Origin of the sequence: Flavobacterium sp. ABG, assembly GCF_001027725.1 — a bacterium.
GTDB lineage: Bacteria > Bacteroidota > Bacteroidia > Flavobacteriales > Flavobacteriaceae > Flavobacterium > Flavobacterium cupriresistens.
On sequence record NZ_LEKS01000029.1, the window covers coordinates 16,007 to 37,468 of the forward strand.

Here is a 21,462-nt window from a genome sequence, read left to right on the forward strand (position 1 = left end):
CACTACATCCTAAAGATGGGAAATTGTGGGTATCTTGCCACAGACAACTATAACTGCAAGAGTAGAAATTAAAGACAAACACTTTAAATTGATGCAGCAAGATGCGTCAACAATTGTATTTCGATAAACAGTATCGAAATTACTCTTAAAAATCGTCTTATACTAGCAACTATTCCCTCAAGTACAACCTTCTCTCGTGCATTTTTCCTTTCAACCAATTCCTTAAAAAAGATAGAGAAAAAACCACCCGAAAACTTAAAACTACAGAGGTCTTCTCTCTTTAATTAGTCTTCAAAAAGTATACTCCCAACCTCAACAATATCCGTTTGCTTTACAACCTTGTAAAGTCGCAGAACAGCAATGTCAGAGCGCTAAGCACAAATTCTTTAAAGTCTAAATTTAGGCTCACCTTTACACTATCAAAAGGGAAAAAGACTTCGCAACTGATCAAATTCAACTGTTTTTTGGAGCTATTATTTAAAACAAAAAAAGTAGCAAACCCATCGCAATCCAAATAATGGATTGCTTCTTTGAATGCTTTATTTGGTTGCAACAACCCGAATTTAATCCTACAACATACGAACAAAATTAAAGTCAAAAACAAATTAGAATATGCCAACTAATCCAATTCCAGCGGTTCCGGTTCCTACGCCGAGGTATTATCCGCGATTATCTGAGATAATCACTGTAGATGATTTACCCGAGTTTTTGTCATTTGTCGAAAACGGTCTAAATTCCATTTTTGATAAGATACATTATAAAAACCTGCAATACTCAAAAGGATATCGTGGTGACTCCGCTTTTTATAGTCTTGATATTGTAACCAGCAAAAAACTGGCTCTTCCTTTGCCATTTGATTTAGGCCTTGTACTAAATCCAAATCTTATCGAGGATACTTCGATCTCCTCTTTTCCAATTACTTTAGAGTATCAATGGGAGATTTTAGCGTTCCTGAAAACCTTCAGTTCAAGCAATTTCTCTTTCTCCGTACAGGATTTTTATACTGTAGGTTTACAAGTTTTCCGCATTAGTGAAGCGCAAGTTGTAGCCCACATGCTGAACATTTTCGTCGAGGCTGAGACGGGAAGAACAAAATTCGAACAACTTTTAGAAGATATTAATACACTTCAGAATCTTTCCGGAGAACAAAAATTAAAATTCCCTGAGGGTGTTGAACCATCCATTTCTACTGTAATTACACTTATTGAAAACAATACAGCCCTTACAGAATCGACTTCATTAGTATTGTTTGCAGTTTACATTTTAAGATCCGATTTAAACGAAACGAAACAAAAACTACAGGAGTTCTATGCGATCATCGCTCCCGATGGTATCGAAGCTTATATTAAAAAAATTATCACACCCAAAGCCAAAGCCACTTTGGCCCTAAGTGCCGGTATTGAATTCCCCCGAAACATTTTAAGACCAGTTTATGGAGACGGTTCTCCATACGGCGATGGCAGCGAAAAGTCAATGTTTGTATTTGGTAAAGCACAATTGTATGCTGATACTGAAGCCGGAATTGGTTATCAACTTGAACTGGGTGGTTCGTTACAGGCGCCAAATTATGCCATGATTGCCAACACGGGTTTAATACTCCAATTGGATAGTTTAAAAGTTGATTTAAGTAAAAAAACAAATATCCCCGAGGCTGATGCTGATGGGCGTCCTGCTGATTTTGTCGGAGTATATGCTCGTGCGGTTTCGGTTACTTTGCCTTCAAAATGGTTTCATAACCTGGAAGAAAATCCGGAAAACACAACTCCAACATTAAAAATTGGTGCTTCTGATTTATTAGTGGGTTCAGGTGGTCTTTCCGGAAACATTTATCTGGAGACCGTTCCAAGTACAAAGGGTGCATTTAATTATTTTAACGACAAGTTCAATTTCAATTACCCGATCACTATGTTTGAAAAAAACGATGAAAGTGATGTGGTAAACAAAAAAGAAATTGCTGATTATCAATCTCTGCTTGTCTTTTTACAAAAATTAAACAGTAAGGGTGTACCTTATGCTTTTGAGTATCCTTTATCGTTAACAACACTTCCTTCAATAGGTTCAAGTACTGTTGAACCTTCAACAACCTATATTTTTACCGGTCCTAAAGAGTACCAAAACTTCCTCTCGGAATTATACGACAATACCCTTTGGAAAACCATTGGATCTAAAAGCAAAGGTTTCAAAGTCGGTTTCAACAAATTTGATATTTCGTTCAAACAAAACAAGGTAATTGGTTCCAACATAAAAGGTGCATTAGAAATTAATAAATTCAAATATCCATCCAACCATCCTACTAAAGCGGGTCAACCGATACAAGTAGGGGTCGAAGGTCACTTGTACGATGATGGCGACTTTAATCTTACGGCATCATTCCCTAAAGCAGGTGGTCCGGAAGCTACCTTGTTTGATTTTGTGAATTTTAAATTTAACAGTTTCGAACTAGGAAAGGAAGACGATGATTATTACATCGGAACGGGATGTGAGGTATCTTTCCTAAATAAAACAATGAAAAGTCTTATGGGAGACCAGAAGATTATTCTGGAGAAACTTCGTATTTACAGTGATGGAAATATTGAACTTGAAGGTGGAAGTATTCCGATTCCGCTGAATATTTCTTTAAATCTTGGTCCTGTAAAAATGAGTGTGTCTAACATTAACTTTGGCGCTACCCAAATTAATGGTCGTAAATACAACTTTTGGGGATTTGACGGAGCCATCAGTATCAATCCTCTTGGAGTTGATGCTCGTGGTGAGGGTGTAAAATATTATTACTGTACAGAAGAAGGTCACAAAGACAGTTTCTTAAGAATTCAAACCATCGAGGTGGATTTGATGATTCCGGGAACAGCGACAGAAGAAACTGCGGTCGCTATTATCAATGGAATGTTGACTCTTCCTGATCCTGGTGTGGACCAAGAGTTTAAAGGGAAGGTATCTTTAAAACTTCCACAAGCAAAAATTTCGGGAGGCGTAGATATGCGTTTCATGCCTAAATATCCGGCATTTTTAATAGACGCTCACATTGAACTGCCTACTCCTATTCCGCTTGGATTTATTGCTATTTCTGCTTTCAGAGGTTTATTAGGATTCCGATATGTTGCCACCAAAGAAGCAGCGGGGTTAACAAAAGACGATTCCTGGTACTCGTTTTACAAAACTCCTAAGCCGGGAATAAATGTTGAAAAATTCAGCGGGCCACCTGATTCTATGCAATACAATTCACCATTCTCTATTGGTGCCGGAGCCACATTTGGAACCGTTGCTGATGGTGGACATGTATTATCACTAAGAGCCATGTTATTATTATCGCTGCCTACTCTATTCTATATTGAAGCAGGATTAAATGTGGTCGCAGGACGATTAGGACTTATTGAAGATGATCCTAGCAACCCACCCTTCTTTGCTATGGTAGCATTTGGTGACGATTCCTTAGAATTAGCTGCCGGTGCCGATTTTAGTATTCCTAAAGACAGTGGGGAAATTTTTCAGCTTCAAGCCTTATTAGAAGCAGGGTTTTTCTTTAAAAATCAAAGACCATGGTATGTCAATATCGGATCTGAAAAAGCCCCTATTACAGCGAGAATTTTTAAGATGCTTACTGCCAGGGCCTTTATTATGATTTCTGCCCAAGGAATTGAAGCGGGTGCCCAATTGGATTTTAACGTAGAGCAAAGGTTCGGTCCGGCAAGAGTCCGATTATGGGCTTATCTGAAATTAGGCGGAAAAATTTCTTTCAAACGCCCTCAAATGGGTGGTTATATCAGTGCCGGAGGAGGAATTCAAATCAAACTTTGGATCATTAACATAGAAATTGTTTTAGATACCATATTCTCGGTTGAATCCTTTAAACCCTTCTTAATTTATGCCAGACTGGATCTAAGCGTACGTGTTAAGATTGGACCTTTCAGAGTTCGTAAGAGGTTCACAGTTGAACTTCAATGGGATATTAACCGAATTATTGATACAACGCCGTATAGTCCACTTCCTATGGGAACCCATGGAGACGGAGCTGACAATAGAACACTGGAAAATGTGAAAGGAGTTCATATGTTAACAAATCAGGCGTTCCCACTTCATTATTTCAATAGTGAACCTGCTGAAGCTTCCATTAAAAATATAATTCCGTTAGATACTTATATCGATATTAAAATGGCAAAAGGCTTGCTGCCTAACAAAGAGCTTTCTACAAAAATCGGAGGTTACACAGGCGATGCTAAAAATTATACCGATATGATGCCTCCAATCGAAAAGATAGCCGGCAGGCCGTTACGTCAGGTTAAACATCAATATGCAATTGAATCTATTGGAATAAAATTTTGGAATGGTGGTGCCTGGGAAGAATACCATCCTTTTGAAGCAGTTGTCAAAAATACGACAGAAGCCCGAAATTCTGTTAAGGATTTACCTTGGGCACAATGGCAAAAAGCAATTGACCAATATGACAGTATTCGTGTTTTAGCAACCAATCCATTCTCTTTTTTAAGTGGCGGAGAACCTGGATGGCATATTCCTGAGCAATTCGGAATTACACCTTCTAAATTATTCTGTCAATCGCAGAGTATCGAAGAAGAGTTTACTGATTTCCGCAACAAACTAATTGGGCAGCGCTATTATGTTCCTACCCAGTACGAAGCAGAAAAGATCAACGGATTATTTTTTAAATTGATTGGAGATACTCCGGAAATTGTAGAAAAAAATAAAGTTGCAAATGGTGATTTCATGCACATCACCGGAAAGAGAAATCCACACAGGTACCGAAGATCTTTATCCTTTCAAAATAAAAATCAGCTGGAAGTTATTTTCCCACAATCTGCTGTCGAGCCAACTTTAGAAATAACCACTCAAGCGAAAGAGGTCATGATTAAAGCCTTTACAACTGTTCTTGTAGCAGGTGCAAAATCAGCTGTTTACGAACCTATTAATTTGAGAAAAGCTAAAGATGGAACGATTGAAAATAGTCTGATCTATACTAAAGCTGAATTGCTACAACCGATAAAATTATTTAGCGAAGAAGAGAACCCTCTTTCAAAAACAAAAATAGATAAGATTGTAATCGTTCCTTTATCTGCTAAGGGAAAACGTATTTATGAAATCAGAAATGAGATCGCCAAATTATTTACGGATAGCTATAACAGCGAAGGAGGTAACGTTTCAATCAATTTACCGGGTAACATCCCGCTTTACAATACGTTATTGGCTGAATTAAAAACCTTAAAAGCTGATGCAGGAAATGATGATCTGGCAACGGGAACACCAAGTACGCTTACTTTCACACAATATTACGGATACAGCGGAAAAAACGCTTATGTATTTGACAAAGTGATTAAGTACAAGGACGCCTATGTTGTATCGTTCCATCCGAAAGCGAATAGTGCCACCACTATTCTGTTACAGATCAATCCGGATGGTACTATAATCAGAGAACGTTTTGTAAATGGTGCTGTTACGTCAATGCAGGTGGTAAACGACAATTTGTTGGTAACCTTAGCTCTGAATGCTGCGCAATGCAAAACAATCGGGGAAGCCATTATTGATCTTGATTTTGTTGTAGGCTGTCAATCGCCAATTGCGGCAATGGCACTTGCTGAATTTGATGAAGACTTGAATTTACATTCCGGTGTACAATATCTGAACAATTATTCTCTAGGTTTTAATAAAGTAGTACCGTTGGCTAACGATGAATTGCTTTGGATCAACACTGTAGAAAACGAAACTCAGATCAATTGGGTAAAAGGAAACGATCGTACCTTGGTGCAACGTGTAAAAATTAATGCAGCCGCAATTAAACTTCTTCAGCATAATGCTACTGAATTTAGTTTGGTTACAAAAGATAAAAAAATTATCCGTTTCCGCCTGGATACTACTCCATATTCAATTGTTGTAACCGACACAAAAGTACTTTCGGATACTGGCATTTCTGAAATTATTGATGCGGCACTTGTAAACGGGAAAACTTTTGTTACGGTTAAATTCTCCAACGAAAAATTTGGTTTAGCACAAATTGCAGAAAATTCAGTAACTATTGTGCAACACGATACCGTTTTTGATTCTGCCGTTTATTTAACTGACAAGGCCATCAACAATAATTCTGTTTTTGCCTATAGCGAAAAACATTTGTTTGTATTCAACTCAGAATTAAAGCTTACCCGATTAATTTCAAGAAGAGATAAAACAGATGAGAAAGATAACACATCGATTATTGATATTCAAAAAGCGTCTACTGCGAACGAAATTATAATGCTCTCTTCTAAACCGAATGAAAAAGGGGCTTATGTCTCCTTGTTTACCGATCAGTTTGAGAATTGCGCTTTGTATCCTGAAGAAACTGTTGATGTAACTATTTCTGCTTCTGTTTTAACAACTGAAACGACACTTTCAACAGTACTGGCAGCTGCACAACAGCTGGATTATAACAGAGGAGTCAGGAATTCTAAAATAATTACGGTCAATGATACCATTTGTAATAATGGAGGAAATGGTGTAGAGGATCCTGAGTTAGATTATGCCACATATCTCCATAGTGTGAAATGGCTGAGTAAAGAAAGTTATTTCCACAACACCACTATTCCACAGATCGAAGAGATTAGAAAGGATAACAAAGCCATGGAAAAAGCGATACAAGAAACTGTTCAGCCAATCTGGAGACCTAATACAACGTATTACTTAAACTTTGTCTTAACAGATACAGTAAATAATGATAAAACAACAGACTTTAACTATTATTATGGTTTTAAAACCTTAGGTCCAGTTGGACACTACCCTGTTCCGGATCCGATACTTGCTGAGGGTGAAAAAGCACCGGTAAAAAATGAGCTGACCGAATTGTCCAAATCACCGCTGACTTCGTTAAGACAGTACATCGATTATAACCGTTCTTACCCTTATGCTGATGGAAGTTTATTACAATCTAAACCTGTTTTCTACGGAAATGAACAATGTAAGATATCGCTATTTTTCTCAAATCCTTATGTCTATCATTTGTTTAAAAATTGGGAGCAATATGGCAGTAACGATAATGCAATTGCCGGAGCAATAAATCTTGTTATCAAAGATCCTCTTACAGATGTTCTTATTGAATATCCGTTTAAAGATGAAATCACAACCTACCCAATGCCAGATGAAGCTAAAACAGAATGGGTTGATGATAATGATCCGAGAATTCCCCTGGGCATTCAATTACTGAGAAATCTTATCAAAGGAAGTCCTGCCAATGAAATCCCTACCGTCGGAAATCCTGTAATGCAATGTCAAATTACAATTGGAGAAGCTATAAAACCGAAGTCTTATGGTTATAATGCCGTCTTAACTAATTTAAAACCTTCTAAGCTTTATACGGTTTTAGTAAATAACTTCTTTGATGACACGAAAAAAGAAAATGTCAGCAAGAGTAAAAATGTATTGGTACATCAATTCGGGTTCCAGACCTCTCGTTTCAAAGATTTTAAAGAACAGATAAAAAGTTATTATTTAAATGATGATCCATCGCACCAGGCATTATATGACATCAATCTTGCTTTAGTTCCGGATCAAATTAACGCTTTATATGGTGTAATCTCGAATAGTCCTGAGACTTTGAGTGACCCTCTTATCTTAAAATACCAGCATTCGTTTGATCGTGCAATCCAGGGGATCTTGAAAATGTCTCCTCTTGATCCGGCTCAAAGTACTGAGGTAAATAAAATTATTGATAGCACTACCAATACGATTGTAGCCCTTTTAATTCGTAATCCGGAGCCGTTCAATATTCCAAAAATGCCATTGGAAGAAATCAAAGACACCATCGCAGTTGTAGATATTACACAGAACAGTAGCGGGAAAGTATATACTAAAAAGAAGGATTACCATGTACTGTACTCCAAAGATTATTCACAGGTACTGATCATGCATGCTAGTAAGGTTATTCCAAAAACGCCACTGGATATTGCATTTGATTACAGAATCTGGAATACCGACGGAACACCCTTGACTAAATCTGCTGATAAACAAGACCTACAGTTAAACTTAGGCTCAGCATTAAAATCAGAAAATATAAATCTTTAAAAAATAAGAAAAATGAGTTCTATAAATCTTCAGGAAAGCCAACTCTCAGGCTGCGAAAAATATATAGCAATCGTTGTTGACGAATCAGGTTCAATTAACGCCAATGAAGCGCAGCAAATCAGAGAAGGGCTGACTTCATTTATCAATTCTCAATCTCAAAGCAACATTACACTTTCATTAATCGGAATGTCTAACAGCGATAACGCTGTTAGAACCGATAATGTTATTCAAAAAAAAGTATCAGGCAATCACCAAGAATTTTCCGATTGGATTAATTCATTTGGTGCAAACAGAGTCAGTACCCAATCCGATTATTGGGCGTCCGGTTTAAATGTTGCCAGTGCTTTGGCAATAGCGCCAGATATTGTTTTTCTTGTAACAGATGGTATTCAGGTAAACAACTCTGAATTATTAAAAGGTTTATTCACTGATTTAAATCAGAGGTCAAGAGTTTTTGTTTACGGTGTCACCAGTAAAGCAGACAATGTCAGCGAGTTAACCACACCACTAACTACTTTTCTGGGTAACACACCGGTAGTAAAAAACGGCAGTCTTTCGGCATTAGATGCTGATTATATCAGAGTTCCTGATTTTAGCACTCTGAGAGATGAATTAAATCAACTTACTATCGCTTTATCTACTGCTCAGACCGGTTGTATTCCTAATGTGCGTATTATTGAAAATAAATTAGTTTACCCTGCTTTAAAAAAAGGGGTAAGAATAAGAAAATCAGCCGGAACTTTAGTTTTTAGAAACAAAAGCCGCGTTGCTCTTACGCTAAACGCCGGGACAAAAATTCATAGTAAAAGCGATCTAAACGGATTGATTTTTACAATTCAAGACACCATTACGATTCCCGGTTCATCTGTAAGTGAAGCCGCCATTCGCGTAGAAGGAAAACCAGTAAATATTGGGCGCTTTTCTGCTCCGATTGCTTTAAACAGTGTTAAAAATCCTTTAGACTTAAGCATTAATTTTAGTATTGGTAATGGGACAGCTGTAGTTGATATTTCTCCTGAAAAAACCAGTCTTCAGTCTACTTATTTACAAATTGCAGCCGCTGGTTCAAGAGGTGTTGACAGTACAAAAGGAATTCACCTGCGTTGGATGCTTGCCGGTAAATTAGGTGATAAACACCTTCCGAAAGGAGATTTATATACCGGTGAAAAATTGGGTCATAATAAACCGGATGACTACGTAAAAGTGTACAGAGCCCCTTACACCAAAGTAAGTCATACACTAAATTTACACGAACCGCCAAGCGTTGTCGATAATCTGAAGGGATTATGGATTTATAAAACAAACAATGCTACAAGATCCATTTATGTTTCTTTTCAAAATATAGAAAAGTATGCGTTAGTAAAACGTACAGCAGATCCGTTGACAGATCCTGCAGCATTTATAAAGGCCTATGGAAACAATCTGATTAAAATTGAAAACAAAACCGAATTGTTTTTTGCTGCTGAATTAGACTTTACATCCGTAACTACTTCAAGTATAGTGCGATTAGAGACTTTATCTGTTGCCGAAAATACCTTTACCGCTGCTAAGAGAGTTTCCAATCGTCAAACGTATTCTTCGGCACAATTAAATCCAATTCGATTACTTGCCGAAAACGGAAGAAGTATTCAATTTAAGGCGAATAATTGTCTTTTGGGTAAAGTTACTTTTGAATTTTATTCCGATTTCATCTCACACGTCAATAACAACGGAAAATGGTACTTAAAAGGAAAATATGGATTAAGTAAAAATGATACGCAGGTTTTTGAGCAATTAGAGCCAAAATTGAATGCTGTACACGGAAAATGGTTAAAATACAATAATGGTGAATGTGTAAATATTGCGAATTATAAAGACAAATGGAATAAACCAACGGCTAACAAAGAGGACAGAAACATCCTGCAAATTGTCGAATCGTATATTTTAAAAAGTATGGACCCAAAGAATCCAACTGCAAAAGAAACGATTCCTTTTGGAGATAAGGTTCCGATAAACGACCCAAAAGAGGGCGAGGAACAACTCTATGCTGAAAATTTAACTGACGTTCACCATTTGGATTTATTAAACATTGCTGCAAATGATTATCACGTTGCGCGTATGTTAGGTTTAGGTTGTATCGATATTGATGACGAAGTTCTTTCGGGAGACTTTGTCTATCTTACAGCATACACCACTTTTGGTGATCTGGAGGACGGCAAAGGAGCAAGAGAAGTTGAGCATCTTTCTATGAGTCTTCCTACAGCTGTAACTACAGAACGTCTTCCTCTGCCGGTTCAGTTAAGTAAAATTGTACCCGGTTTAAATGTAAGCTCCGATGAAAAACAGACTGCAAAAATTACAGACTCTGAGGGATACAGCTTTGATGGTAAGAAAAGATTCATCAGCATCTTTATGGATGATGTTTCGGATTATGATGCTGTTATTGATACTACTGATGAAACTAAGACTGAATTCTTTAAATCTTCTTTAGAATACGACGGAAGTTCTTTTACATTCCCTATTTATTTAGGAGTTAATCATAAAATTGTAGACCCGAAAAAGGCGGCAGAGTCAGACAAGATTTGGATAAAACCCGAATTATCTTCAGACTTGGAATATTACAATATCAATACCATTCGGGAAGAACCTTCTTTCGAACCCGTTCCGATTATTATCCCCGAATCCGGAAAATCTGTTTTGAATATTCGTCAGGAAATGGTAGGTGACAAAAAATATATCTATCAGGGATATGGTATTAACATTTTTTCGAGAGCTTCAGCAGGAAGGGAAATAAATATTAGATCACACATTAAAGCGGCAAATAACTTAATGCCTCCAACGGGTATTAATTCACTTTTGATTACAAAAGAAAGCCCTTTGATGTTTACATCACAATCTGAACAAGAACGTTTGGGTAAACTCCCAAGCACTCCTGATTCTGATAATACATTAGTCCGAATTATGTTTGATTATTATTCCTCTCAGGAACTGGTAAATTATACCGCTCCTCAAGGAATGTCTGTTGAAGAAGCAAAAGATCCTGAAACCATCTATCCTGATAGTGATGAAGTATTTGCCGATCATTTTAGACTGTACTACAAAGACGGACTACCTGAAGCTGAGTATGGAAAAATTGATAGTATTGAGGATAGCCCAATGGATAACCTTACCTCAATTATTAAAATAAAAGAGTACAAAATTCTTAGTAGCGGCGAAGAAATTAAAATTACACTGACCGAAGGGAACAAAAACCGATTTATCGGAGGAATTCTAACAATTGCAGATCAAAACTACATCGTTAATAATATTACTGTTGTTAATAAATCGAAAAAAGTATCCGGGGATCCGGACGAATTTGATCATGCTACTATAACAGTGCTAAAAAAAGAAGTCAGCGAAAGTGTTCACGCTAGTGGAGAGGCAACTATAGATTCTGAACAAATTAAAGCGATAAAAATGCCCGAGAACAGACTATGCGCCCTGGTACAAAACATGCAGACAGCTTCAAACTGGTATAAACCCGATCCGCTTAATTTTAAAGTTGAAATTCCGGCCCGTTTTAATTTTATTCACAGAGAAGTTATTGAGCAAAAGAACCAAAAAACAACGGATTTACAAGTAGAAAAAACGAGGGGAATCTGGGAAAATGCAATAATAGAACGACTTGTGGAAGACGCCTATGAGAAGGATGAAAAAGGAATATATATATTGGATGAAAACAAAAATCCAAAAAAATTGTCGGAGAAAAAACACTTAGGATTATATAAAATTACTTTCTGTAACTTTAATTTACCTCAGCACCCCCAATTTAAAACCGAAGGCGAAAACTCAGTGGAATGGACTAATGGTATTGTTCGTTTATTTACGAAAAATGCTATCGAAGAAGGAAATCCTGTACGTGTAAAAACCAGAAAAGAATTTAAAGTCGTACGAACAGAAAATATTGGTACAACCGGAGATTTAATTCTTTATATCAATGATACTGATTTTAAACTTGAAAATTATGTTACGCAAAATATGCATCCTAAATATGATGAAATTATTGGCGCAATAGATGAAATTATCAATAAAGATCCTAATGTAACGGCTGATGAACATCGTAAAGCAAAATGTCTTAAAACTCCCGTTTCACAGCTTGTAAACTACTATCCAAGTTATAAAGTGTATCTCTATGCCAGTCCTTCAGATGGTGTTACGAAAGCAAATATTCAGCCCAGAAAAGACGAAAGTACACGTTACTCTATTTTCGGAATTAGTACACATGCCGTTCGACCTACTTTTGAGTACAAATCAAAGATTAGTATTCCTAGTCCGATGTATGCCGTTAAAATTGAAGAACCTATAAAACCCGAAAAAGTAACAGCTGGTAGTTTGTATGCGACAAGACCCGATTTTTACAATCGTTCGACTTTTACTTTTACAACACAATACACTAAAGACCGTAAACCTTATGCAGCCTTACATTATAGAACCAATGAAGAAGCCATTTTTGATGTTTTGTATGAAAGAACAACCATAGATACGATCCGTGAAGAATTAAAAAAACTTGGCGGAAATGAAGAAATTAATTTTAATAAAAGATGGAAGAACTTTTTAGATTTTAATGCTCTTGCTTTAGCAGCTAATTATGAATCATTCCCTGCGGAAAATGAATCTGAAATAAGCTACCGATTCCCACTACCGGACAATAAAGAATTTATAAAATTAATAAACGATTTTATCAAATGGCATAATGAAACAAAAAAGCCGGTAATTAAAGCTGAAACAATCGAGAGTTTAACAGCATTGAACAAAATACTAATTCCTAAAGACCAAGTACTTAAAGACGATTTGCTGGCGATTCATTTTATAGAAGAAGCTATTCAATCCACTTTTGTGCCTTTAACTGAAGTTCCTGTTGTTTACGAACATATTAAAGATAATAGTTATGTCCCAACCAACAAAAAGCAAAAGATTAAAGACAACAACGGTCATGCGTTAAAAGCAACTGATACCGCTTTTGACATTGCACCAATGATGAAAATCGTAGATCCGGTTAATAATATAACACAGTTTACGGACTTTAATCTGGACGGAAATTCGCAAAATATTTATTTCTATGCGGTTCGTGAAATGGACATTAAAATGAACTTCAGTAAATTTAGTGATATTGTTGGTCCGGTAAAATTAGTTGCTTCAAACCCTCCACAAACTCCAGAAATTAAGCGAATTATGCCGGTTCTCGAGAATCCGATTTTAGGAATCAAACCAGCCATTCAGATTGAACTAAATGCATACCAACCGGAATACAAGATCAGAAAAATTAATATCTACCGTGCAACTTCAATGCAAGAAGCACAATCGATACGAACAATGAAGCTTGCTAAAGAGGTTTTAATTAATGAAAACACCTTATCTAATGCGTTTGATAATGTTTGGACCGTGTATGATGAATTTGAAGATCTGGAATTTGTTCCGTTTGGTGACGGGCTTTTTTACAGGATTACGGTTTCACGAGAAATCGATTACGAAGCGCCTAATTCAACTATTGAAAGTCCTATCATTACCATTGATTATACACCATCTCAGCCATCAAAAATTACGGCTACAGTGGTTACGGACAATGTTTCTCCTCAATCACCGGTATTAAAAGCCACTGCAAATACAACAGGAGCAAATGGAGAAATCTTAAAATCTGTTGTTTTTAACTGGGAGAAAACCGTTCATAACGGGAAATACCATCTCTACAAAATGAACAATCAGGGAAATTGGGAAAAAATTCAGGAGAAAGCAGCCAACGATACCACTGTTACACTGCCTCTGAAAACCAAACAGGCAACGGACGAGTTACGTATTAAAAATGAAAATGGAGAAAGAATCTACCATCATTTCAAAATGCTTTCTGAAAACTCATCCGGTATGTACAGTTATGAAGAGAAAATCCTAACCCTTTAAAAAATCCAACAAATACCAATGATTTAGGTCATTGGTATTTAAAACCAGGCCTATCAAATAAATAGTTATAGCAAGAAATAAAATCAAACAACATGGCAACAAGCAGAATTGACATTGGCAGCAAATTTCTAAACGGAGAAGTTCCGTCAGAAAAAGACTTCGCAGAAATCTTTAATAGTTTCGTTCATAAAGACGAAGACAAGGCCGACTTTAAAATGGTCGAAACCGGTACAGATCATGACAGTTATATTACTCCGGCACTTTTAAGAACAGTGTTTCAAAATTCAGGAATCATTTCCGGTAATTGTTATTCACCTTACAAAGAATATCAGGATAACTTTAGCGGATCAACTATAGAATTAGAGTTTCCTCCTGTTGAAAACAGTGTCAAAGTTTTTAAAAACGGACAATTATTAGAAGAAAAACAAGATTATGATTTAAATTATAAAACGGCTTTAATTAGTTTTAGAGGAGCCATTACGGACCGAAATATTGAAATAAACTATTGGTTTCAAAATCTTGATCCTACCGCAACTAATTCTGATTCTATCTTTGGGAATTCATCAGTCCCTTACAAGGAGACTTTTAGCGCAGAAACCTTTAACAATTCTACCATCACGCTAAAATACCCTCCTCTTAAACTAAGCGTTATCGTATACAAAAATGGTCAATTACTCCGAGAAGGTAAAGATTATGTACAAGATTATGATACTTCTGTACTTACCTTTTCTGCCCCGATAAGTGGTCGCAATATTGAGGTAGATTATTGGTTTAAAAGCTCAATTGCAATAGCAGAACCCGAATTTAATACCAAATATGTTGATTTAACGACCAATCAAACTATCAAAGGAAATAAAGTTTTTGACGCAGCTACAGAAAGTAAGAGTTTTATTAAAACCGGAGGAACAGCCAACCAATATCTTATGGCAGACGGATCCGTATCTTCCTCTACTTCTTCTGATTATGATGCCGGGCATTCTCCTTTTACTCTGGAGACAGAAAGTGGTTATCAAAAACTTAGCAATGGCTTAATATTACAATGGGCATTTCTATCTTATGGCTCTACTTATTACAACTTTCCTATCAGTTTTCCGACCAAAATAGGCAGTATCGTGGTGTCTACTCATAGGGAATCCTCAGGAAATAAAGGTTATAATCACGTTTATGGACTTTCAAAAACAGGATATAACGCAATTATTGATTCAGATTTTGGGTTCATGTTTGCAATCGGATATTAATACTAAAAATTTAAAAATAAAAAATAATGTATAAAGGAACATACAACAAAAAAGGAGAGTACACTGGTTTTTATGTTGAAGGAGTACATGAAAATATTCCAAAACCAAATATTGAACTGACTAAAGAAGAATGGCAACAGGCTTTATCAAAAGATTATAAGGTAGTTGACGGGGTCCACACTTACTCAGCTTTCATTAAAAGTAATGATGCTATTCTCGAAAATGTAAAATTAACCAGAAACACATTATTGACTGATAGTGATTGGTCACAAGTGCCCGACTCTCCTCTTTCTGAAGAGAAAAAAGCAGAATGGCAAAAGTACAGACAAGAACTAAGAGACTTAACCACTCTCGATAACCTGGCAACTGTTATTTGGCCTACAAAGCCATTATAAAAACAATTATTCAATGTAATCTCTTTAACAGTTTTAAAAAGCAGAAAGCAATCCCGATAAGTTGATTTCTGCTTTTTAAAACAACTTTAATCGAGTAAATCAGTAGTACTGACTAAAACACAATATATGGAAAACACAGCATATAAACCTTTTGCTTTTATAGAGCAATATACTCCTGTTGAAGGAACTACAGTTTATTATAATACCAAAAAAACTTTAGCAACCCAAAAAAATGACTGTCACATTGGAGGAACAACAGGGAATTCAGTTGAATTAACTGCTGAAGCAAATAAATTTGTATCGACAATAAGTATTGCTGATGCAAATGAACAAGCCGAATCATGGCTTAAGGCAAATGCTCAGGCCTATGCGAATAATTCAGGATCCTGCCTTATCAGGCAAACTGCTTGGAGAGGAGTGGATCATTCATGTGTTATTGAGCCATCAAGATTACTATTGCCTTTTGATTATATGATTATCAGGTATAAATGGGTATTAGGAGCTGGTCAGGATTTGGATACATTTACCGGATTTGTAAATACCGGTACACAATATGACAAACAATGGTTGGGTCATGGCCAAGGTCGTACCAAACTGCCTTCTACCACTATTGAAGCTAAAGATTCCTATATAATGTGGGCAGGAGATAATCAAGAAACTGTGGGGGTTGAAAGTTGTTTTGTCAATTTTACTAAAATGGCTAGCGACCACGCATCCCTAAATACGATACAAATTAGAATGGCTGCTGCATGGTACAAACAGATTGGAACAGGAAATATTGATATCGAAATAGCTATTTATTCAGGTGGAGAAATTAGCGCTTCCGGAAATGATTTTATTAATACAGGAGGTGCAATTGTACAAAAATTAAATTTTTCTAAAAACATTCCAAGCCCACCAACATGGTCAAATAATATCGAAAACGTACCACATATTGGATACATTACCTACACCACACATACTAAAAAAGCACAAATTGCAATAACTTATTAAATTATAAACATGGCAAATACAGGATATAAATCTTTCGCTTGGTTAGAAGAGTACTATCAAGATGATCTCAGTAAAACCGGACAAGCTCTAAAACCAAATTTGGCAACAGATCCAGATTATATTGCACCCGTTTTAGACCAAACAAACTGTCCTTCGGGAGCAAGATATTACAACACGCAATTAACCAAGACTGTTTTTAAAGATAATTGTAATCCAGGAGAAATTACTGAAGGAGTTGAACTTATTGTTTACGCAAACCAATTCGTTTCAAACATAAGTCAAGCTGATGCAGATAATCAAGCCGCCACCTGGTTGGAAAATAATGCTCAAATTTATGCAAATAATTCAGGAGTCTGTAGACCTCAATAAGTCTAACCAACAAGTCCATCTTTAAACACGTCTTTGAATACTCTTTATACATTGACATTATCATAGACTTCATCTACAGGTAATGCTGGAATTGTTGGTCATGAGATATACAAAAATGGCATTTTAATAGATTCGACTTCCTATGATGAAATACCATTAACAACTAATCAAATAGATTCATTACACTCTTATAAACCCTATGTTTTTTTCTTATATCTAATGGTGATGGGAATAATTCCGCCTCTACAACAAACAGCATACCAGTACTATCTATGATTCCTACACCTGAAGAAGTGTATTTGGAATGCAATTTTTAATAAATCAACATTATGGACACGAACCACAACAGAATAAAAGTCTCCGACTTAGAAAAAAATGAGTCCGGCAAGATCTTAACAACAAACACCAATGGCGAATTAGAGTTTACAAACATCAATACTATTAAAGTTGATGGTTACAATGCATTAGATTACAATCAGGAAGGCAAAGTACTGGACGCCAGACAAGGCAAAGTTTTAAAAGATTTAATTGACAATAGTAAGGATACGCTTAAAACTTATTTTGACACGCTTTACTTAGATATTTCAAACAATCAAAATGTATCCGGAATTAAGACGTTTCTTGCCGGTAAACTAGGTTTAAGAAATACGGCAAATACTTTCACCTCTTTTTTTTCAAATACTAATACAGCATCCAGAACTTACGCATTTCAAGACAAAAGCGGAACAGTAGCCGACTTAACTGATCTGGCAGGAAAAATGAATGTTCCATCAGGAGCTATAAATAAAATTCCGAAATTTTCAACCACATCGACAATTGGAAATAGCAGAATCACCGATGATGGAACTAATCTAGGAATAGATAATCAATGGCCTATACTTTCAGATTTTTCTTTTGGGGCGTTAAAAAACAGACGAATAGATATTGAAAATTCAGAAAGCCTAATAGAGGGCAGATCGCTCATTCTAGCAGCAGGAAAAGCTTCTAATGCTAGTTTTTCTTCAACCAATTTTGTAAAAACATCCGATCCTACACTCGCTTGGTCCTGTATGGATATCCATAAAAATGGCGATATATATGCTTGTGTTTATAATGGTGATATCTATAAAAAAACAGCTGGAAGCAGCAATTTTATACCATTGGGTCAAGTAGCCAGAACATGGTTTTCTATAAAATGCATGCAAAACGGCGATGTGTATGCTTGCGTTAGTTACGGTGATATTTATAAACAAACAGCGGGCACAGGAGATTTTATGCCTTTGGGTCAATCATTTAGAAATTGGACTTCTATTTCGCAAGACCTTAACGGAGATATTTATGCTGTATGTGCAGCTATTCCAAACGCAATATACAAACAAACTGCCGGTATTGGTAATTTTGTTCTACTACAAGGTTTCGGTTTTATAATTATTAGTCTTGATTTTGCTAGCAATGGCGACGGGTATCTTACTGGCCTTGGTACCGATATATACAAGAAGGCTTACGGAGCTTCTTCTTTCGGCGCTACAAATCAGGGAGCCAAAAATTGGTTCTCGGTAAAATGTGCTCCAAATGGCGATGTTTATGCCGGTGTTTCTTTGGATGGAAATTTTGGCGGCGGTAAAGGCGACGTATACAAAAAAACAGCAGGAACTAACGACTTTATACCATTAGGCCAGACAACTAGATCGTGGAGATCACTCGCCTGTAATTCTTTAGGTGATATTTACGCCGCTACTTTTGAGGGTATATTTCATCTGAATTTATCACAAACAGGGGCTCCAAACTTAAATGGAGGCGCATTGAAACTCATTGGGGGAACTGGCAAAGGATCAGGAACTTCTGAAGTTCAATTTTTTACAGGGCAAAAAACAGTTTCAGGCGCAGATATGCAAACAGAAACACTTAGAGCTCACATAGATGAGAATGGCTACATGATTTGGGCTAATATGCCCACTTATGCAGATAACGTTGCTGCCATTGCAGGCGGGCTTCCTCTTGGTTGTGAATACAAAACGGCAACTGGAGACCGTAAAATAGTCTACTAGTAAAATTCAAAAACCTATTCCCTTCACTAACTATTTTTAGTGAGGGAATAGTAAATACAAACAACGCTCCGAAACCAATTGGAATCTACACTGAAACTTATGGAGCAGCAAAAATCAGAATGAATAGTATTGCTTGCCATCCTGATCGAAATCGAAGAAAACGCAAGAAATATTACAATGTTAAATCCGCAAACTGCCACTTATTAAACTCGGTATTGATTTTTCAATTGTTCTTTCTGCTGTCACTTCATTCTTCTTAGCATCATTCCTAAAATCTCACACTTCTATTACAAATTATAAACCCTGATCTCTAACATTCAAATCATTAATACAAACTAACATGAACACAAACCACAACAGAATAAAAGTAGCCGATTTAGAAACAAATGGACCGGACAAAATTTTAACTACAAATACTACCGGAGAATTAAAATTTAGTGACCTTCACTCGATATTGGTTAATGACCTAATTACAGGCGGAATCTCAAAAGCCTTAACAGCTGAGCAAGGTAAAGTTCTAAAAAACCTAATTGACTCTTTAGTTACTGACAAAGTAGATAAAATAGCCGGTGATCGTTTAATAACTGCCGCCGAAATCACTAAACTATCAGGAATTCAATCTGGTGCAGAAGTGAATCAGGACATTAGCGGAAAACAGGATATCGTTAATCAAATTGAAGTAGATACAAACCAAACTATTCCTTCTTCCTGGTTAGGAAAAACGGTTGTATTTAATACTAGTTGTACCATCACAGTTCCCGCTTCTCTAACGGAAAGTTTTATTTTTAACGGAATTACGCTACCAGGAGTAACGGTAACCTGGGTAATTACGGCACCACATACCTGGTTGTTTGGAACTCCTTCCGCAACTGCAGAAAAACAAATCTTCACTTTTACAAAAAGAGGAACTACAAACAGTATTTTATTGTTAGGCGTATAACCATGGGAAGCTTATCTCAAAATACCGTTTTTGGAAGAGCCAAGTATAAGGCTAATACCTTCATCGGTGGGGTTGCAGCTACTATAAATACTCCTGCTTTGATAGCAAGTAAATTAGGTATTAATGTAAGCCGGATTAAAGCTTTTAGAATAGTAGAAAATGATATTCAATTTGCTGTAATAGGTGGTACTTATACATTGTCAAATAATTTTGGTGGTAATACTGCTATAACTTATTATGATGATGCCGATGGATTAGTTACTATCACATCTATTTATACGTTTAAGGATACCTCTAATTTAGAGTATGTAAGGATGAAAAACAATACTACTATTGGCCCATCTTGTTTTCAGAATTCAGGTATTAGAGGAACCAATAGCGATTTTTCTTCTGTAACTAGCATTGGTAACGCTGCATTTGTTGGTGGAACCACAAATATAGCTACTACTTTTACTTTTCCTTCGCTATCTACTCTAACTGGTATCAACGTTTTTGGTTTTGCAAATTCAAATAATGTGACAATCAATGTTCCTTTAGCTCTTATGACTAGTAATTCAGGGAAGCCTGATGCTAACCTCACATCAGGAGTTGGGTCTTCTATTATTAATTATATTGGTAGAATAGACGATACCTCTTACAATACGGAGTTAGGAGGATTAGGAGCTTATTACGCCAATAAAGGACTATTAGCTAAAGCTTTAGGTATTGGAAGTGGCGGATTAGTTAATGTTCAGAATGTCGGAGGCAACCTAAGAGTCAAGGTTCTAAATAACTACGTACTCGGTGATTTTGGATTTCGAGGAAACACGAGCATAAGTTATTTTGATGATTCAATGGCCGGCTTAGCCATAAATACAGGGGTATTGTCTTTTGAAGGATGTACGAATATAGTATGGATTAAATTATTTGGTATAATTACACTTGGAGGTTTTAGGGCTATTAGTAATTGCACTAATCTTAATAATGTCGAATTACCCAATATGACTACAATGGCAGCCGATTGGTTTGGGAGATCTTGCCCCAAATTTAAAATAGCTTCATATCCTAAGTGCGAAAAAGTAACGAATAACATTTCTCTTATTAATACGTCCCTCACAAACTTAAATTTACCCGTATGTACACAAATTGGTACTACTACAGGAGAAGACGGAGTGCTAACAGGTATAGCAACAGGTTCTACACTCACGGTTTCTTCCTATCTTAAAACCGTAAATTCAGGAGCACCGGATGGAGATTTAGTTTATGCTGGTAATGTTAGAGGAGCGATAATTAATTATACCTAATCCTTTTTAGTACTGACTCTGCAACTTGAATTCATTTCGCCTGACTATTAATTTCGTGAATGTCTTTGAGAGGTATATCTTTTATAAGACATCATTAATTTAAATTCTAAAAATTAAATTACTCTTTCTTAACATATTATCAATTTAGTCCCTAAAAGTCATACCACTCTAATCAAGAATATTTTAATTGATATAGAGTGGTATCCTTTTTTAACGGACAATTATAACTCATATCAATACTCTAAATGCTCTCAGTAAATACTT

The 21,462-nt window shown here is 36.2% G+C and carries 9 protein-coding genes; all 9 read left to right on the top strand.

Going from position 1 to position 21,462, the window contains the following annotated elements; translation table 11 throughout:
* Window positions 1-612 precede the first annotated feature (612 nt).
* The 9 genes from AB674_RS20875 to AB674_RS20915 all read left to right on the top strand — a co-directional run bounded on the left by AB674_RS20875 (window position 613) and on the right by AB674_RS20915 (window position 21,198).
* Entirely contained in the window at window positions 613-8,040 is a 7,428-nt protein-coding gene (locus AB674_RS20875) for a hypothetical protein (RefSeq protein WP_047779230.1), read from the top strand.
* 12 nt (window positions 8,041-8,052) lie between these two features.
* On the top strand, window positions 8,053-13,953 hold the full coding sequence (locus AB674_RS23120; protein WP_047779231.1) for a vWA domain-containing protein: 5,901 nt from the start codon (window positions 8,053-8,055) through the stop codon (window positions 13,951-13,953).
* Window positions 13,954-14,045: 92 nt separating this feature from the next.
* Entirely contained in the window at window positions 14,046-15,191 is a 1,146-nt protein-coding gene (locus AB674_RS20885) for a hypothetical protein (RefSeq protein ID WP_047779232.1), read from the top strand.
* A 26-nt stretch (window positions 15,192-15,217) separates the two neighbouring features.
* The gene (locus AB674_RS22460) at window positions 15,218-15,586 is read left to right on the top strand and encodes a tail fiber assembly protein (RefSeq protein ID WP_082210688.1); all 369 of its coding nucleotides are present in this window, start codon (window positions 15,218-15,220) and stop codon (window positions 15,584-15,586) included.
* Between the two features lie 126 nt (window positions 15,587-15,712).
* Complete coding sequence (locus AB674_RS20895) at window positions 15,713-16,579, top strand: DUF5977 domain-containing protein (protein ID WP_047779233.1); 867 nt, start codon at window positions 15,713-15,715, stop codon at window positions 16,577-16,579.
* Between the two features lie 9 nt (window positions 16,580-16,588).
* Window positions 16,589-16,948 carry a DUF5977 domain-containing protein gene (locus tag AB674_RS20900; RefSeq protein WP_047779234.1) on the top strand — a complete coding sequence of 120 codons (360 nt, stop codon included), beginning with the start codon at window positions 16,589-16,591 and terminating at the stop codon, window positions 16,946-16,948.
* A 329-nt stretch (window positions 16,949-17,277) separates the two neighbouring features.
* Window positions 17,278-18,975: a hypothetical protein gene (locus AB674_RS20905; RefSeq protein WP_047779235.1), complete on the top strand. Its 1,698-nt coding sequence runs from the start codon at window positions 17,278-17,280 to the stop codon at window positions 18,973-18,975.
* 340 nt (window positions 18,976-19,315) lie between these two features.
* Window positions 19,316-19,915, top strand: a complete 600-nt coding sequence (locus AB674_RS20910) for a hypothetical protein (RefSeq protein WP_047779236.1) — start codon at window positions 19,316-19,318, stop codon at window positions 19,913-19,915.
* Window positions 19,916-19,917: 2 nt separating this feature from the next.
* On the top strand, window positions 19,918-21,198 hold the full coding sequence (locus tag AB674_RS20915; RefSeq protein ID WP_047779237.1) for a leucine-rich repeat protein: 1,281 nt from the start codon (window positions 19,918-19,920) through the stop codon (window positions 21,196-21,198).
* The last annotated feature ends 264 nt before the right edge of the window (window positions 21,199-21,462 follow it).

Bases quoted from the DNA above. Each gene is read 5' to 3' on its own strand.
- AB674_RS20900 (WP_047779234.1), top strand. From the start codon at position 16,589: ATGGCAAATACAGGATATAAATCTTTCGCTTGGTTAGAAGAGTACTAT.
- AB674_RS20895 (WP_047779233.1), top strand. From the start codon at position 15,713: ATGGAAAACACAGCATATAAACCTTTTGCTTTTATAGAGCAATATACT.
- AB674_RS20910 (WP_047779236.1), top strand. From the start codon at position 19,316: ATGAACACAAACCACAACAGAATAAAAGTAGCCGATTTAGAAACAAAT.
- AB674_RS20885 (WP_047779232.1), top strand. From the start codon at position 14,046: ATGGCAACAAGCAGAATTGACATTGGCAGCAAATTTCTAAACGGAGAA.
- AB674_RS20875 (WP_047779230.1), top strand. From the start codon at position 613: ATGCCAACTAATCCAATTCCAGCGGTTCCGGTTCCTACGCCGAGGTAT.
- AB674_RS20915 (WP_047779237.1), top strand. From the start codon at position 19,918: ATGGGAAGCTTATCTCAAAATACCGTTTTTGGAAGAGCCAAGTATAAG.
- AB674_RS23120 (WP_047779231.1), top strand. From the start codon at position 8,053: ATGAGTTCTATAAATCTTCAGGAAAGCCAACTCTCAGGCTGCGAAAAA.
- AB674_RS22460 (WP_082210688.1), top strand. From the start codon at position 15,218: ATGTATAAAGGAACATACAACAAAAAAGGAGAGTACACTGGTTTTTAT.
- AB674_RS20905 (WP_047779235.1), top strand. From the start codon at position 17,278: ATGGACACGAACCACAACAGAATAAAAGTCTCCGACTTAGAAAAAAAT.